General features: G+C 70.2%; 16 protein-coding genes. 4 read left to right on the top strand and 12 right to left on the bottom strand.

Annotation, left to right across the window (positions count from 1 at the left end; all coding sequences use genetic code 11):
* Positions 1-67 precede the first annotated feature (67 nt).
* From ACFWQG_RS07315 to ACFWQG_RS07280, 8 genes are all read right to left on the bottom strand, one after another.
* A complete protein-coding gene (locus tag ACFWQG_RS07315) occupies positions 68-241 on the bottom strand; it encodes a rubredoxin (RefSeq protein ID WP_378506931.1) in 174 nt (57 codons plus the stop codon).
* Positions 238-405, bottom strand: coding sequence for a rubredoxin (locus ACFWQG_RS07310; protein ID WP_378507046.1), 168 nt, complete (start codon positions 403-405; stop codon positions 238-240). The genes ACFWQG_RS07315 and ACFWQG_RS07310 overlap by 4 nt, the downstream gene beginning before the upstream one ends.
* The gene (locus ACFWQG_RS07305; protein WP_378506930.1) at positions 405-1,625 is read right to left on the bottom strand and encodes an alkane 1-monooxygenase; all 1,221 of its coding nucleotides are present in this window, start codon (positions 1,623-1,625) and stop codon (positions 405-407) included. Before ACFWQG_RS07305 ends, ACFWQG_RS07310 begins: the two co-directional genes overlap by 1 nt.
* Before the next feature lie 169 nt (positions 1,626-1,794).
* On the bottom strand, positions 1,795-3,354 hold the full coding sequence (locus ACFWQG_RS07300) for an amino acid permease (RefSeq protein ID WP_378506929.1): 1,560 nt from the start codon (positions 3,352-3,354) through the stop codon (positions 1,795-1,797).
* A gap of 132 nt (positions 3,355-3,486) precedes the next feature.
* A complete protein-coding gene (manA, locus tag ACFWQG_RS07295) occupies positions 3,487-4,716 on the bottom strand; it encodes a mannose-6-phosphate isomerase, class I (RefSeq protein WP_378506928.1) in 1,230 nt (409 codons plus the stop codon).
* Positions 4,717-5,844: a tobH protein gene (locus ACFWQG_RS07290; RefSeq protein ID WP_378506927.1), complete on the bottom strand. Its 1,128-nt coding sequence runs from the start codon at positions 5,842-5,844 to the stop codon at positions 4,717-4,719.
* Between the two features lie 148 nt (positions 5,845-5,992).
* Entirely contained in the window at positions 5,993-7,369 is a 1,377-nt protein-coding gene (locus ACFWQG_RS07285; protein ID WP_378506926.1) for a phosphomannomutase/phosphoglucomutase, read from the bottom strand.
* Between the two features lie 171 nt (positions 7,370-7,540).
* Complete coding sequence (locus tag ACFWQG_RS07280) at positions 7,541-7,909, bottom strand: DUF3499 domain-containing protein (protein WP_378506925.1); 369 nt, start codon at positions 7,907-7,909, stop codon at positions 7,541-7,543.
* An 81-nt stretch (positions 7,910-7,990) separates the two neighbouring features.
* Here ACFWQG_RS07280 and ACFWQG_RS07275 point away from each other — a divergent pair, with 81 nt between their 5' ends.
* Positions 7,991-8,476: a metallopeptidase family protein gene (locus ACFWQG_RS07275; RefSeq protein WP_378506924.1), complete on the top strand. Its 486-nt coding sequence runs from the start codon at positions 7,991-7,993 to the stop codon at positions 8,474-8,476.
* Between the two features lie 134 nt (positions 8,477-8,610).
* Here the strand turns inward: ACFWQG_RS07275 and ACFWQG_RS07270 are convergent, their stop codons facing one another.
* Positions 8,611-8,847, bottom strand: a complete 237-nt coding sequence (locus ACFWQG_RS07270) for a WhiB family transcriptional regulator (RefSeq protein ID WP_378507045.1) — start codon at positions 8,845-8,847, stop codon at positions 8,611-8,613.
* A gap of 545 nt (positions 8,848-9,392) precedes the next feature.
* On the opposite strand from ACFWQG_RS07270, the gene cofD reads away from it, so the two are divergent.
* The 3 genes from cofD to ACFWQG_RS07255 are packed head-to-tail and all read left to right on the top strand — an operon-like array spanning position 9,393 to position 12,297.
* A complete protein-coding gene (cofD, locus tag ACFWQG_RS07265) occupies positions 9,393-10,370 on the top strand; it encodes a 2-phospho-L-lactate transferase (protein ID WP_378506923.1) in 978 nt (325 codons plus the stop codon).
* Positions 10,367-11,749 carry a coenzyme F420-0:L-glutamate ligase gene (locus ACFWQG_RS07260; RefSeq protein WP_378506922.1) on the top strand — a complete coding sequence of 461 codons (1,383 nt, stop codon included), beginning with the start codon at positions 10,367-10,369 and terminating at the stop codon, positions 11,747-11,749. The genes cofD and ACFWQG_RS07260 overlap by 4 nt, the downstream gene beginning before the upstream one ends.
* On the top strand, positions 11,746-12,297 hold the full coding sequence (locus ACFWQG_RS07255; protein ID WP_378506921.1) for an NUDIX hydrolase: 552 nt from the start codon (positions 11,746-11,748) through the stop codon (positions 12,295-12,297). The genes ACFWQG_RS07260 and ACFWQG_RS07255 overlap by 4 nt, the downstream gene beginning before the upstream one ends.
* A gap of 5 nt (positions 12,298-12,302) precedes the next feature.
* On the opposite strand, the gene ACFWQG_RS07250 is transcribed toward ACFWQG_RS07255, so the two are convergent.
* The 3 genes from ACFWQG_RS07250 to ACFWQG_RS07240 form a co-directional block, all read right to left on the bottom strand.
* Complete coding sequence (locus ACFWQG_RS07250) at positions 12,303-12,983, bottom strand: GNAT family N-acetyltransferase (RefSeq protein WP_378506920.1); 681 nt, start codon at positions 12,981-12,983, stop codon at positions 12,303-12,305.
* A 220-nt stretch (positions 12,984-13,203) separates the two neighbouring features.
* Entirely contained in the window at positions 13,204-13,989 is a 786-nt protein-coding gene (locus ACFWQG_RS07245; protein WP_378506919.1) for an SGNH/GDSL hydrolase family protein, read from the bottom strand.
* 66 nt (positions 13,990-14,055) lie between these two features.
* Entirely contained in the window at positions 14,056-15,174 is a 1,119-nt protein-coding gene (locus tag ACFWQG_RS07240; RefSeq protein ID WP_378506918.1) for a sugar phosphate nucleotidyltransferase, read from the bottom strand.
* Positions 15,175-15,176: the final 2 nt, after the last annotated feature.

The raw sequence follows: 15,176 nt of genomic DNA, 5'->3' as shown, positions 1-15,176 counted from the left end.
GCCCCACCGTGATCGGGACCACGCTCCGGCGGTGATGTCGAGTCCGGGTCGACGTTCACCGCCGCGTTCACGGTCGCGCGACCTCGACCATGTCGAAGTCCGCCTTGGCCGCGCCGCAGTCGGGGCAGCTCCAGTCGTCGGGGATGGCGTCCCAGCGGGTACCGGGAGCGATCCCGTCGTCGGGCCATCCGAGTTCCTCGTCGTACTCGAATCCACACTGGGCACAGCGGTAGAGCCTCATGACGCAATCTCCTCGAAGTCGAGGTTCTCGCGGACCCCACAATCCGGGCAGCACCAATCGTCCGGCACCGCCCCCCACTCCGTGCCGGCCGGGAAGCCTTCGCGCGGAGCTCCTCTCGTCTCGTCATAGACGTACGCGCACACCGGGCATCGATACGCGGCCATCATGCAACCCCGTGCTTCGCGTAGATGCGCTCACGCTTGCCCGGCGCGATGTTGACTCGGGTGATGTCACCCTCGTAGTGGGCGAGGACGCGGTGGTCCATGACCCGACGCCAGACCGGCGGAAAGTACGCGAGCGAGATCATGCTGGCGTAGCCGCTGGGCAGGTTCGGCGCCCCGTCCATGCTGCGCAGGGTCTGATAGCGCCGCGTCGGGTTGGCGTGGTGGTCGCTGTGCCGCTGCAGGTGGTACAGGAAGATGTTGGTGCAGATGTGGTCGGAGTTCCAGCTGTGCTCCGGTGTGCAGCGCTCGTAGCGACCGCTCGCAGTCTTCTGGCGGAGCAGCCCGTAGTGCTCGAGGTAGTTGACGGTCTCGAGCAGCGAGAACCCGTACACCGCCTGAATCACCAGGAATGGCAGCACCCCCCAGCCGAAGGCGGCGACCAGCGCGGCCCAGAGCGCAACCGACATCAGCCAGGCGTTGAGCACGTCGTTGCGAATGGTCCACGGACCCTTGTCGAGTCGCCGCAGGCGCGCCTCCTCCAACGCCAAGGAGGATCGCAGACTGCCCAACACGCTGCGCGGAAGGAAGGCCCAGAAGCTCTCGCCGAACCGCGCGCTTGCCGGGTCCTCCGGGGTGGACACCCGGACGTGGTGGCCGCGGTTGTGCTCGATGTAGAAGTGCCCGTAGCAGGTCTGGGCGAGGGTGATCTTCGACAGCCACCGCTCCATGTCATCCTTCTTGTGCCCCAGTTCGTGCGCGGTGTTGATGCCGATGCCACCCATCACGCCGACGCTCAACGCCAACCCGATCTTCGAGACCAGGCTCAGGCCACCGTCGACGCCGAGCCACGCGAGGTTGTCGGCGGTCCAGAGGTAGCAGGCGAACCCGAGGCTCGCGAGCTGGAACGGGATGTAGGCGTACGTGCAGTACCGGTAGTAGCGGTCGTTCTCGAGCTGCTCCATCACCTCCTCCGGCGGGTTCTGCCCATCCGGTCCGAAGAAGATGTCCAGGATCGGGAGCAGCGCGTAGACGAGGATCGGGCCGATCCACCACAACACCGGCGAGACCGCGGTCGCGCCGAGCTCGTTGAGCCCCCAGACCAGTCCTGCCGCCAGGAAGATCGCCGTCGGCGGGATCAGCCCGAGCAACCACAGGCGCCTCTTGCCGTCCCGCCACTGCACGGTGGTCCGCCCGTCCGCGGTTGCGCTGTACGTCCTCACCCTTGCCTCCCACCCACCGACCAGATGTGATCCACACCACTTACGATTGGACAGTACGCCTGGAGTTGTCCCATGTCTATACATTTCGGCCTATATGTAAACCTTGCTGTGGGCGCCGGACGACAACGGCCCCCCGGCAGTGAGCCGGGGGGCCGTTGGTGTCGCGGCGCTACTTGCCGCGGTGTCGCGGTTCGTCGGGACCACCGAGCCGGTCAAGTGCCCGCGACTCCAGGCCCGGTTCGGGGCGCTGCCGCTTGCCGAGCAGGGAATGCCGGTGCCCGTACGCGAAGTACACGACGACGCCGATCGCCATCCAGACCACGAACCGGATCCACGTCTCCACCGACAGGTTCAGCATCAGCCACAGGCACGCGAGGACCGCCACGATCGGGATCAGCGGCACCAGCGGCACCCGGAATCCGCGCGGCAGGTCGGGTCGCGTCCGGCGCAGGATGATCACGCCGATGCAGACCAGCACGAAGGCGAACAGCGTGCCGATGTTCACCATCTCCTCAAGGGTGCCCATCGGGAAGAAGGCGGCAAGCACACCGGACACGATGCCGACGATCACCGTGATCCGGACCGGCGTGCCGCGCTTGCCGGTGTGCGACAGGGTCCGCGGCAGCAGCCCGTCCCGCGACATCGCGAACGCGACCCGGGTCTGACCGAGCAGCATCACCATCACCACGGTGGTGAGACCGGCGAGGGCCCCGAGGTTGATCACCCACTGGGCCCAGGTGATGCCGTGGGCCTCGAACGCCGTCGCCAGCGTCGATCCCTCACCTGCCAGCGCGGTGTACGGGACCATCCCGGTCAGGACGAGGGTCACTGCCACGTACAGCACGGTGACGATCGCCAGCGACCCGAGGATGCCGCGCGGCAACGCCTTCTGCGGGTTCTTCGTCTCCTCGGCGGTCGTCGCGACCACGTCGAATCCGATGAACGCGAAGAACACCAGCGACGCGGCGGCGAGCAGCCCGTACCACCCGAAGGTGCTGCCGCCCGCCCCGGTCAGGAAGGAGAACAGGGACTGGTGGATGCCCTCACCGGTGTCACCGGGCTGCGACGGCGGAATGTACGGCGAGTAGTTCGATCCGGTGATGAAGAAGGCGCCGACGATGATGACCAGCAGCACGACGCCGACCTTGATCGCGGTGATCGCGGCCGATACCCGGGACGACAGCTTCGTTCCGGTCGCCAGCAACACGGTCAGCCCGGCGATCAGCAGGACCGCGCCCCAGTCGAACTTCAGCCCGCCGAGTTGCACGACGGTCGACTCGACGCCAATCACATCCGCGAGGTAGAGCGACCACCCCTTCGCGACCACCGACGCGGCGAGCGCGAACTCAAGGATCAGGTCCCAGCCGATGATCCACGCGACGAACTCGCCGAACGTCGCATACGAGAACGTGTAGGCGCTACCCGCGACCGGCACCGTCGACGCGAACTCCGCGTAGCAGAGGGCGGCGAGGCCACAGGTGATCGCGGCGATCACGAACGCCAGTGACACCGACGGCCCAGCCACGTTGCCCGCGGTCCGTGCGGTGAGGGTGAAGATGCCCGCACCGACGACGACGGCGACACCGAAGACCGTCAGGTCCCAGGCGGTGAGGTCCTTCCGGAGTTTGCTGTCCGGTTCGTCCGTGTCGGCGATCGACTGCTCGACCGACTTCGTCCGGAAGATCCCGGATCGGCCGGCGTTCGCGCCCGGCCCCTCGTGCATCGTCATCGCTGCCTCCTCGACAGGGGTACCGGGTCGAGCCTATTGCGCCGACGGGCCGGTGCCGCGAATTTCCACGCCGCGTACCGCGTCGATTCGGCATCGCCGCGGCTGCCGGGTCGGCCCGCCGTCGCGGCAGGCTCAGCCGACGGTGGCACTGAACACCTGCGCCGACTCCCCCGCCGCGGCCGACCGCACCGTCACCGCCGGGTCCGATGCCGCGATCCAGGCCGACTCGCCGCGGGCCAGGTCGAGTCGCTCGCCGCCACAGTGCAGCGTGACGGATCCGGACGTGCACAGCAAGATCCGGGGGCCACCCTGCCGCAGTTCGACTCCCGGCGCGTCCGCGGTCAATTCGATTCGAGCAAGGGCGAACTCGGGCGCGGGAGTGTCGTACACCAGGACCGGGTCCGTCGGTGTCGCCGCGGACGCGGTGCGGATCGGGCCGGTCAGCGGCTCGAAGTCCAGCACCCGGAGCAGTTCCGGCACGTCGACGTGCTTCGGGGTGAGCCCTCCGCGCAGGACATTGTCGGAGTTGGCCATCACCTCGACCCCGAGCCCGTGCAGGTAGGCATGCAGGTTGCCCGCCGCCAGGTACAAGCCCTCGCCGGGCTCGAGGGTGATCCGGTTGAGCAGCATCGACGCAAGCACACCGGCGTCGCCGGGATAGGACTCGCCGAGGCCGAGCACCGTCTGCACCTCCCTGGTCCACCGCCGGTCCCCGCCCGGGTCGGACAGGTAGCGCACACAGCCCTCCAGGATCTGCGGCAGCAGGGACGCCAGCGCGGGTGCGGGCAGGGTGATCCAGGTGGTGAACAGCGCCCGCAGGCCCGACGAATCCGGTTGCCCCGCAAGCATGGCCACGTAGTTGTCGAGGGCGGGCACCCGCAACGCCCGGAGCAGGTCGACGGTGCGGTGTGGATCGCGGAACCCGGCAAGCGCCTCGAACCGGGTCAGGGCAACCACCAGCTCGGGCTTGTGGCTGTCGTCGCGGTAGTTCCGGATCGGCGCATCCAGGGGTATCCCCGCCGCCTCCTCGCGTCCGAACCCCTCCTTCGCCTGCTCGGCGCTCGGATGGGCCTGCAGGGACAGCGCTTCCTCCGCCGCGAGCAGCTTCAGCAGGAACGGCAGCCGGTCCCCGAACCCGGCCCTGGCGCGGGGGCCGAGTTGCCCGACGGGGTCGTCGGCGATCGTGTCCAGCAGCGACACCGTCGCGTCACCGACGGCAAGGCGGGATGGATTCGCGGGGTGGGCACCGAGCCACAGCTCGGCCTCGGGATGGTTGGACGGGACCTGACGGCCGCACAGTTCGGCGATCGCGGTCCGCGACCCCCAGGCGTAGGTGCGGAGCGCGCCCTGCAGCGGATGCACTTATCGCCCACCGATCAGCCGCAGGTACACCGCCGCCATCTCGAACCGGACGGCGAGCACCGCCAGCTGCTCCGCTTCGGTACGGTCCCCCTGATCGGGGCCCCCCGGGGTCCGCCCCGTCATCTCACGACCACCTGTTCCGAGTTCGTCGACGCCGTCCGCTGTCGACAGCAGCTCCGCGTCGGGCAGCGCCACGATGCGCCGCATGGTCACGTTCCGCGACTGCGCTGTCGCGAGGACGAACACCCGTGCCGGGGTGACCGGCAGCGGTCCGTCCAACTCTTCGTCGTGGAAGAGCGGATCGTATCCGGGCGGGGCGGCATGCGCCCCGGACAGCACGACGGCCGACGCCAGCGCGTCGGCGAGATCCGCGGCAGCCGCGGTCACCCCGGCCGTGCGCAACAGCATGTCCGCGGTGTGGCCGGCGAACGCGGCGGTAGCCGGGCCGTCACCGGCGACCAGCACCCGGTGGCCCTGCATGCGAACAGCGAGCGACTTCGCCGGGTTGTGGAATACCTCCGCCGAGGGATGATTGCGGGCGGCCTCGGCGTCGAGCCGGTCGGCGAGGCCAACCAGGTCCGGAATCCGAGCGCCGCGGCCCGCGTCGAGCGTCCCGAGCACCGCGAGCCCGGCGGCGAGGTACCGGAGGAACCCCTGCCGGTCCGGCACCGGGACCCGCGGCGCCAGCAGGGATCCCCGTGTCGCGGCCGCGCCGAGCGGACCCTCGTCGCGGGCCACCACGACCAGCTCGGCGCCGCGGCGCAGCGCGGAGTCCGCGGCGTCGACCAACCCCGGATCACCGGCATCGTCGCCGGCGACGACCACCACGTCCAGCGGACCGACCCACGGCGGCACCGCGGACGTCGACAGCACGGGCAGCCCGTATCGCGGGCCGATGGCGGCACCGAGGACCGACGCCGCCCGCGCCGCCCGTCCCCCCGACGTCACGATCACCACGCTGCGCGGACGCAGCTCACGGAGGCGGTCGACCATGCCCTCGGCGACGGCCTCGGCAACGGACCTGACCTGGGCTCCCCCCAGCGCCGCGGCGCGCATCGCGCCCTCGGTGTCGGCGGCAGCGACGCTCGCGGCGTCATCGAGATCGAGAAGAGGTGACGGAGCCGTCATGGCAACCTTCCTTTCTCGCAACCGCACGTCGGACGCGGCCCGTTGGATCGGACATGCGCCGACGTACACACCCCGGTTCGACCATTCTCGCACCGCCGGGGCCGCCGGGACGTCCCCGTGACCGCGCAGTCTCTGGACACGACGCCGCTCAGGCGCGCACCACCGCGAGCACCTCCGCGACGAGCGCGTCGACCTCGGCGCGGGTGCGGGCCTCGACATTGAGGCGGAGCAGCGGCTCGGTGTTCGAGGCACGCAGGTTGAACCAGGCACCGTCACCCAGGTCGACGGTCACCCCGTCGAGTCGGTCGACGGACACGGTGCGCGCGGCAAAGGCCTCGAGGACCGCTGCGGTGCGCTCGGCTGCATCGGCGACGGTGGAGTTGATCTCCCCGGACGCCTCGTACCGGTGGTAGACCGACATCAGCTCGGACAGCGGGCGGTCCTGCTCCCCCAGCGCCGCGAGCACGTGCAGGGCGGCGAGCAGTCCGGAGTCGGCGCCCCAGAACTCGCGGAAGTAGTAGTGCGCGGAATGCTCGCCGCCGAACACCGCACCGGTCTCCGCCATCTGCTGCTTGATGAAGGAGTGCCCGACCCGGGTACGCACCGGGACGCCACCGAGCTCGGCGACCAACTCCGGGACCGCCCGCGAGGTGATCAGGTTGTGGATGACGGTCGCGCCCGGTTCCTTCGCCAGCTCCCGCTGCGCGACGAGGGCGGTCACCGCCGACGGGGACACCGGCTGCCCCTTCTCGTCGACGACGAAACAGCGGTCCGCGTCGCCGTCGAAGGCCAGGCCGATGTCGGCGCCGGTCGCGAGCACGTGCGCCTGCAGGTCGACGAGGTTCTTCGGGTCGAGCGGGTTCGCCTCGTGGTTCGGGAAGGTGCCGTCGAGTTCGAAGTACAGCGGCTCGATCGTCAGCGGCAGCGACCCGAGCACGGCGGGCACCGTGTGGCCGCCCATGCCGTTCCCGGCGTCCGCGGCGACCGTGAGGTGCCGGATCCGGGACAGGTCGACGAGACCGTTCAGGAAGGCCGCGTAGTCGCCGAGGACATCCTGCTCGGTGACGGCGCCCGCGGCACCGTCGTGCGCGGGCACCCCGGAGATCACCTCGGCGGCGATGGCCGCGAGCCCGGTGTCCTGACCGACGGGCTTGGCGCCTGCGCGGCACAGCTTGATCCCGTTGTACTGGGCCGGGTTGTGGCTGGCGGTGAACATCGCGCCGGGGCAGTCGAGCAGTCCGGACGCGAAATACAACTCGTCGGTGGACGCCAGGCCGATCAGCACCACGTCGAGTCCCTGCGCGGTCACGCCGTCCGCGAACACCGCGGCCAGCGTCGGTGACGAGGCACGCATGTCGTGCCCGACCACGATCCGGGTCGCCTGCTGGGTCGGGTCCTCCCGCATCAGCCGGGCGAACGCGCCTGCCACGTCCCGCACGAAGTCGCTGTCGAGTTGCTCCCCGACGACACCGCGGACGTCGTATGCCTTGATGAGGGCATGGACGGATTCGGCGGTTCGTGCCACTGCAAGTTCTCCTCGTTCAGCCACCGCGTGTCGCACGGTGTTCGGTCATCCGGTACGTGGTCGCGCGGATCGGTGCCGACGCCGTACCCCGCTCACCCTAGTGCCCCCGTTGCCGCTTCCGCCCCACCGTCATTGACGAGAGGTGACGGGAATCCGGTCGGCGTGCGGCGATCAGTTGCCCGGATCGGGCAATACCCGCAGGTGACCACGGCGGCCGGTCCGGGCCACCGTTGCGGCAGGGGCCGACCGATCCGCACTTGGCGTCTCGCCGCGTCCGGCCTCGCGCACCGCCTCGGCGAGCGCCGTCAGGTCATCCTCGTCGGGTGTGGAACTGGAGAATCCGCCCTCGTGGCGAACGAGCTCCCAACCCTTCGGCGCGGTGATCCGGGATGCGTGCGCCTCGCACAGGTCCCAGGAATGCGGTTCGTCGACCGTGGCGAGCGGGCCGACCACCGCGGTCGAATCGGAATAGACGTACGTCAGGGTCGCAACGGCGGGGTTCTTGCACCCGGGCCGGCAGCATCGACGCAGTCCTCTCACGAATGAGAGGGTAGCGCCCCGCCGCCACGGCGCCTACTCGGACACACCGGTGACGGCTCGACGCCGGTAACATTGACGGTCATGCACAGAGCCCGACCACTAACGTCCCGTTCCGCGGCTCGACGGGGTCGCGGCATCCGCGGCCCGGTTCTGCCGCCGAGCGTGCCCGCGTGGCAGAGTCGGGCGGAACACTTCGACACGCTGGTCCTCGAGGCGTTCGCGCCCATCGACGCACGGTGGCGGGACCGCATCACCAAACTCGACATCGCCGTCGACGAGGTGCCGAAAATCCGTGCGCTGGACCCGGATTCGGTGACCTGGCCGCCCGAGGTCGTCGCCGAGGGCCCCGTGCCGCTGTCCCGACTGGTGCCTGCGGGCGTCGACCGGCACGGCAACGCCACCCGGGCACGGCTGGTGCTGTTCCGTCGACCGTTGGAGCTGCGGGCGAAGCGGCCCGACGACCTGGTCGATCTACTGAACGAGGTGCTGGTGCGGCAGGTCGCGACGTACCTCGGCGTGGAACCCGAGGTGATCGATCCCGACCTGGCCGACGACCAGGACGATTGACGCTCCGCGGCGAACGCCGACCTCACCGCGGTCGGCGGTCACACGGGCGGGGACCTCTCGGACGGAATGACGATTGACGATGCGATGATCCGCCGAAAAGCATACGCGCCGAACCTCTTCGAGATTTCGGCGCGTTAGACGACGATGCCTCGCTTGAGGCGGCGGCGCTCCCTCTCCGAGAGTCCGCCCCAGATTCCGAAGCGTTCGTCGTTCGAGAGTGCGTACTCGAGGCACTCGTCGCGAACCTCGCAACCGAGGCAGATGCGCTTCGCCTCCCGGGTCGATCCACCCTTCTCCGGGAAGAACGCCTCGGGATCGGTTTGCGCGCACAGCGCGCGGTCCTGCCACTGATCCTCCATGTCGTCGAACATCTCGTCGACGCCGCCGGTGATCAGGCTCAATATCGGGCGGTCGGCAAGCCGCTCACCCTCGTTTTCGCGGACGTCCCCCATTACGTCTGCCATGGAATCGGTCTGCGGTTCGTCGCCAAGCGCGCTCAATCGAGTAATCGATCCTCCGTGCTGGTTGGCCATCCGTTCCGCCTCCTCACCTGTGATAGCCCAGAATTTTCTGGGCTGTTGAATTGTCCTCCCCGACAATGTCGTTCCGCCCCGCGCGCATACGCCCCGAGCTGCGAGAACGCATGTTCGAAATCGGATTAACCACAATCGTTCTCAAGTGGTTACCGCGAAATGACATACACGTGATTAGACACGGACCCTCCGGTCCGGTCAAGCCGAGGAAAGGTTTGCTAGCACCTCTGTTCCCAATTCGTGACACAACGCGCATTCCTGCCTGTCAAGAGCGTGTCGAACGATCTCCCGTCGCGCCATCGACCGGCATGCGCCGGACCCGCGCGGACCGGCGCGGGGTGTGCCCGCCTGCCCGCCGATTCGGACGCCTAGGCTTCTCTCTCGTGAAGGTCACAGTTTTGGTCGGCGGCGTCGGCGGCGCCCGCTTCCTCATGGGGGTGCGCGGCCTGCTCGCGCAGTCGGACACGGGCAGCGACGCCCACGAGATCACCGCGGTGGTCAACGTCGGCGACGACGTGTGGATGCACGGGCTTCGGATCTGCCCCGATCTCGACACCTGCATGTACACCCTCGGCGGCGGCATCGATCCCGAACGCGGATGGGGCCACGCCGGGGAGACCTGGAACGTGAAGGAGGAACTCGCCGCATACGGCGCGAAGCCGGACTGGTTCGGGCTCGGAGACCGGGACACCGCGACCCATCTGATTCGTTCCCAGATGCTGCGCACCGGATATCCGCTGTCCGCGGTCACCGAGGCACTGTGCAACCGCTGGCAGCCCGGGGTCCGTCTGCTTCCGGTGACCGACGACCGCAGCGAAACCCACGTCGTGATCACCGATCCCGCCGACAACGAGCAGCGCGCCATCCACTTCCAGGAATGGTGGGTCCGGCATCGCGCCCAGGTCCCGACCCACGGCTTCGCGCATGTCGGCGCGGAGACCGCGACGCCGGCCCCCGGCGTGCTGGAGGCCATCGAGGACGCCGACGTGGTCCTGCTTGCGCCATCCAATCCTGTGGTCAGCATCGGCGCGATCCTCGCGGTGCCCGGCATGCGGGGTGCCCTGCGGACCGGACGCGCGAAGGTGATTGGGCTGTCCCCGGTTGTCGACGGAAAGCCGTTGCGCGGCATGGCCGACGAATGCCTCGAGGTGATCGGGGTCGAGACGTCGGCGGAGGCCGTCGGCAGGCACTACGGTGCGCGCTCAGCGACCGGGATCCTGGACGGCTGGCTGATCCACGACACCGATACCGCCGACGTACCCGGGGTGGAGGTCCGCGCCGTGCCGCTGCTGATGACCGACCCTGACGCCACCGCCGCGATGGCCCGCGCCGCGCTGCACCTGGCCGGGATCGACCTGTGAGCGCAGGCTTCTCCACCGGTCCCGGCGCCGGGACCGGTGTGGACGATCACGGCGCGGTCGGCGGGATCGAGATCCTGCCGATCCCCGGCCTGCCGGAGTTCCGGCCCGGGGACGATCTCGCAGCCGCCATCGCGGCGGCGGCGCCGTGGCTGACGGACGGCGACGTACTCGTCGTCACCAGCAAGATCGTCTCGAAGGTGGAGGGTCGCATCGTCGCCTCCCCCACCGATCCCGAGGAACGGGATGCCCTGCGCCGACGGCTGGTCGACCAGGAGGCGGTGCGGGTGCTCGCCAGGAAGGGCCGCACCCTGATCACCGAGAACAAGCTGGGCATCGTGCAGGCTGCGTCGGGGATCGACGGCTCGAACGTGCACCCGACCGAACTGGCGCTGCTGCCGGAGGATCCGGATGCGAGCGCCCGCGCACTGCGGGAGCGGATCGCGGACCTGCTGGGGGTGCAGGTCGCGGTCGTGATCACCGACACGATGGGCCGCGCCTGGCGGAACGGGCAGACCGATGCCGCGATCGGGTCGGCCGGGGTCCCGGTCCTGCACGGCTACGCGGGATCCGTCGACGCCCAGGGCAACGAGTTGATGGTCACCTCGGTGGCCGTCGCCGACGAGCTCGCCGCGGCGGGCGATCTGGTGAAGGGTAAGACCGGCAGCATGCCGGTCGCCATCGTGCGCGGCATTGCCCTGCCCGACGACGGGTCGCGGGCAGTGGATCTGATCCGGCGCGGCGAAGAGGACCTGTTCTGGCTCGGCGCCGACGAGGCGATCGACCGGGGCCGCGGGGAGGCGCTGCTGCTGCGGCGGTCGATCCGCGCCTTCGGACCGGAACCCGTTGCCCCCCACTTGATCCGGGACTCGATTTCCGAGGCCCTGACGGCGCCTGCGCCGCACCACACCCGTCCGGTGCGGTTCGTCTGGATCCGCACCCCGGAGGTACGCACGCGCCTGCTGACGGCGATGCGCGAGAAGTGGCGGGCAGACCTCACCGCCGACGGGTGGAGCGAGCAGTCGATTGCCCGGCGACTCGACCGCGGCACCATCCTGTTCGACGCCCCGGAACTGGTGATCCCGTTCTGCGTTCCGGACGGCGCGCACAGCTACCCGGACCCGGCGCGCACCGCGGCCGAGCAGACGATGTTCACGGTCGCCGCCGGTGCCGCGGTGCAGGGACTGCTGGTCGCGTTGGCCACCCGGGGGGTCGGGAGTTGCTGGATCGGGTCCACGATCTTCGCGCCCGGCGTGGTGCGAGCCGAACTCGGGTTGGCGCCGGACTGGGCCCCGCTCGGCTCGGTTGCTATCGGGCACCCTGCCGAACCGCTGTCCCCGCGCGAGCCGGTCGTCCCCGGCGACCTGCTGGTCGAACTGTGAGCGCGGCGTCGCTACACCGCTCCGCGCGGGACGCCCTGACCGGATGGCAGACCCCGAGCGCGGCCGACGAGTCGCTGCGGCACACGATGCTCGCGTTCCTCGACGCAGCGCCGCTGGGCTGCCTGCGCGAGCACGAACCGGGGCACATCACCGCGTCGTCGCTGGTGCTGACCGAGGACGGCGCGCGGGTGCTACTAACCCTGCATCCCAAGGTGGGCAGGTGGATTCAGCTCGGTGGCCACTGCGAGCCGGGGGACGAGACGGTGGTCGACGCGGCACTGCGCGAGGCGACCGAGGAGTCCGGGATCGACGGCCTGCGCATCGACCCGGCGCTGCTGTCCGCGCACACCCACCCGATCACCTGCTCGCTCGGGAAGCCGACCCGTCATCTGGACCTGCGATTCCTGGTGTGGGCACCGGTGGACGCGCGGCCGGTGCGCAGTGACGAGTCGGACGACCTGCGCTGGTGGCCGGTCGACGCCCTCCCTCCCGACGCCGAGCGGGAGACCGTCGACCACCTCGTCGCGCTGGCCCGCCTGCGCGGCTGAGCGGTTCAGGCGCCGAGCCGCGACTCGAGTCCGCTGCGGACGTCCGGCCAGTCGTCGACGGTGACGGCGAACATGACCGAGTCCCGGATCGTGCCGTCCTCCCGACGGAAGTGGCGGCGCAGCGTGCCCTCATAGGTGGCGCCCAGGCGCGCGATCGCCTGCTGCGAGCGGTGATTGCGGGTGTCGGTCTTGAGCTGGGCCCGTCCCGCCCCCAACGTGTCGAAGGCGTACCCGAGCAGCAGCAGCTTCGTCTCGGGGTTGACCGCGCCCGCCCAGACCGCGGGTGTGTACAGGGTGAACCCGATCTCGACTCGGGCGTCGTGTGCACTCACATCGAGGTAGGAGGTGACGCCGACCGCCGCGCCGGCGGGAAGGTCACCGAGCGGCCCGCGGGCACGGACCGTCCACGGCTGCCAGTCCGGCAGCGCGCAGCGAGCGGCCAGGATCTCCGCGAAGTGCGCGGGATCGCGCGGTCGGCCGGGGACGTGCGCCCACACGGCGTCGTGGTCGAGCGCGCGGAACAGTTCGGCCGCGTCCGCCGTCGGATCCGTCGGCGTCAGTTCGACGACGCGCCCGGTCAGCGTCGTTCCGGCGGGGATCGGCCAGGTCATCTGCGGCCACGGCGTGTCGCCCGGACGCGGATCCCGGATCGGGTCGAAGCGGTCCTGCTGTGGGTTCTGCTGCACTCGTCGACCCTAGACCGGCCCGCGACGGCCGGCCGCACCCCGCCAACAACACCCCTGTACACACACCCGATCCCGCACCAACACCCCCACTACACGCCGAACACCCCCGCGCACACCACACCACCCCTGTGCACACGGGCATTCACCGCACACGTGCACGGCGATGCGGGCATCTGTGTGCACACGGGCGTTCACCGCCCGCGCGCGCGGCGGCGGGGCGTCAGTCGGTGACGGCGATCGGCGCGAGGACGGGCCTGCGGGCGGTGACGTGGTCGCCCGACGACCTCCCGGTCAGCCTGCGCCCGATCCACGGCATCAGGAACTCGCGCCGCCAGGTCGAGTCGATCTTCTTCTGTTCCGCCCTGGACCGGACCGGCGCCGGGCCGAGGTCGGGCGGCGTCAGCTCGTGCGGCACCCCGAGCGCATCGAGCACCTCGACGGCCATCCGCTGATGCCCGGCGGTGGACATGTGCAGCCGGTCCCAGTCCCACATCCGGTCGTCGTCATAGCCGTCGAACCGCCAGAAGTCGATCAGCGTCGCGCCGTGCCGGTCGGCGACCCCACGGACCAGTTCGTTGTAGATCGCGGTGCGCCCGCGGAACATCCGGAACACCGCGTCCCAGCCCGCGTCGTAGGCGGTCCAGATCGCCACGGTCGCGCCCGCCGCGGTGAGCTTGCCGACGGCGTCGTCGTAGCGGGCGACGAGCGCGTCGATGTCGACGGACGGGCGCATCATGTCGTTGCCGCCCGCGTACACCGTCACCAGGTCCGGTGACATCGCGAGGGCGGCGTCCAGCTGATCGTCGAGCACCTGGCCGAGCAGCTTGCCCCGGATCGCCAAGTTCGCGTACCCGAAGTCGTCGGTGCGGGCGGCGAGCTGCTCGGCGACCCGGTCCGCCCAGCCCCGCAGCGCGTTGGGGCGTGCGGGAGCCGGGTCACCGAGCCCCTCGGTGAAGGAGTCACCGAGGGCGACGTATCGATGGAAGACGGGTGCGGACGCAGTCACGCGATGCCATCCTGCCAGCGTGTGGGCGGTCACACGCGACCGGGTTGCATCCCGCAACACTCGTCGTCAGACGTCGGTGGAGAACCGCACCCCGCCGTCGGGCAGGGTCACCCCCGGCCACACCCGCGCCCCGCGCAGCAGCTCGCAGCGGGCGCCGACGTCGGCGCCGTCACCGATCACCGCGTCCCGCACCAGCGCCCGCGGCCCGATCCGGGCACCGAATCCGATGATGGACCGCTCGACGGTCGCACCGGCCTCGACGACCGCACCCTCGAACAGCACCGCACCGTCCAACCGGGCCCCGGCACCGACCTCGGCGCCGCGACCGACCACGGTGCCGCCGATCAGCACCGCGCCGGGCGCGACACCGGCACCGGGGTGCACGAGCGATTCGCCGCGCTGTCCGTCCAGCGCGGGCGAGGGGGCGATGCCCCGCACCAGATCGGCGGACCCGCGGACGAAGTCCTCGGGGGTGCCCATGTCCCGCCAGTACGAGTTGTCGACGAATCCGAACACCCGGCGACCGTCGGCGAGCAGGTTCGGGAACACCTCACGCTCGACCGAGACCGGCCGGCCCGACGGGATCTTCTCGATGATCTCGCGCTTGAAGACGTAGCAGCCGGCGTTGATCTGGTCGGTCGGCGGGTCCTGCGTCTTCTCCAGGAAGTGCGTCACGCGGTCGTCGGCGTCGGTGGTGACGCAGCCGAACGCGCGCGGATCGGACACCCGCACCAGGTGCAGGGTGACATCGGCCTCGTTGGTGCGGTGCGCATCGAGCACGTCCCGCAGGTCCATCCCGCCCAGCACGTCGCCGTTGAAGACGACGACGTTGTCGGCACGCAGCCTCGGCAGCACGTTGCGGATGCCGCCGCCGGTGCCGAGCGGCTCGGTCTCGGTGACGTATTCGATCTCGAGTCCAAGATCGGACCCGTCCCCGAAGTGCTCCTCGAAGACCTCCGCCTTGAACGAGGTGCCGAGCACCACGTGGGTGATGCCCGCCGCCTTGATCCTGGCCAGCAGGTGGGTCAGGAACGGCAGCCCCGCCGTCGGCAGCATCGGCTTCGGCGCCGACAGGGTCAGCGGCCGCAGCCGGGTCCCCTTCCCCCCGACCAGCACCACCGCGTCCACGGACCCGGCGTCCGGCGTCACAGCGGCATCACCCGTCACCGCACCGTCGTTCGTCATCT

The sequence above is a fragment of the Rhodococcus sp. NPDC058532 genome (assembly GCF_042719255.1).
Taxonomy (GTDB): Bacteria; Actinomycetota; Actinomycetes; order Mycobacteriales; family Mycobacteriaceae; genus Rhodococcus_G.
Note: the sequence above shows the minus strand (reverse complement) of the source record. Positions and strands in the feature narration are given on the sequence as shown.

Coding starts and splice junctions, on each gene's coding strand:
- ACFWQG_RS07290 (WP_378506927.1), bottom strand. CDS start 5,844: ATGACGGCTCCGTCACCTCTTCTCGATCTCGATGACGCCGCGAGCGTC.
- ACFWQG_RS07300 (WP_378506929.1), bottom strand. CDS start 3,354: ATGACGATGCACGAGGGGCCGGGCGCGAACGCCGGCCGATCCGGGATC.
- ACFWQG_RS07240 (WP_378506918.1), bottom strand. CDS start 15,174: ATGACGAACGACGGTGCGGTGACGGGTGATGCCGCTGTGACGCCGGAC.
- ACFWQG_RS07270 (WP_378507045.1), bottom strand. CDS start 8,847: ATGTTCGACGACATGGAGGATCAGTGGCAGGACCGCGCGCTGTGCGCG.
- ACFWQG_RS07275 (WP_378506924.1), top strand. CDS start 7,991: ATGCACAGAGCCCGACCACTAACGTCCCGTTCCGCGGCTCGACGGGGT.
- ACFWQG_RS07315 (WP_378506931.1), bottom strand. CDS start 241: ATGAGGCTCTACCGCTGTGCCCAGTGTGGATTCGAGTACGACGAGGAA.
- ACFWQG_RS07310 (WP_378507046.1), bottom strand. CDS start 405: ATGGCCGCGTATCGATGCCCGGTGTGCGCGTACGTCTATGACGAGACG.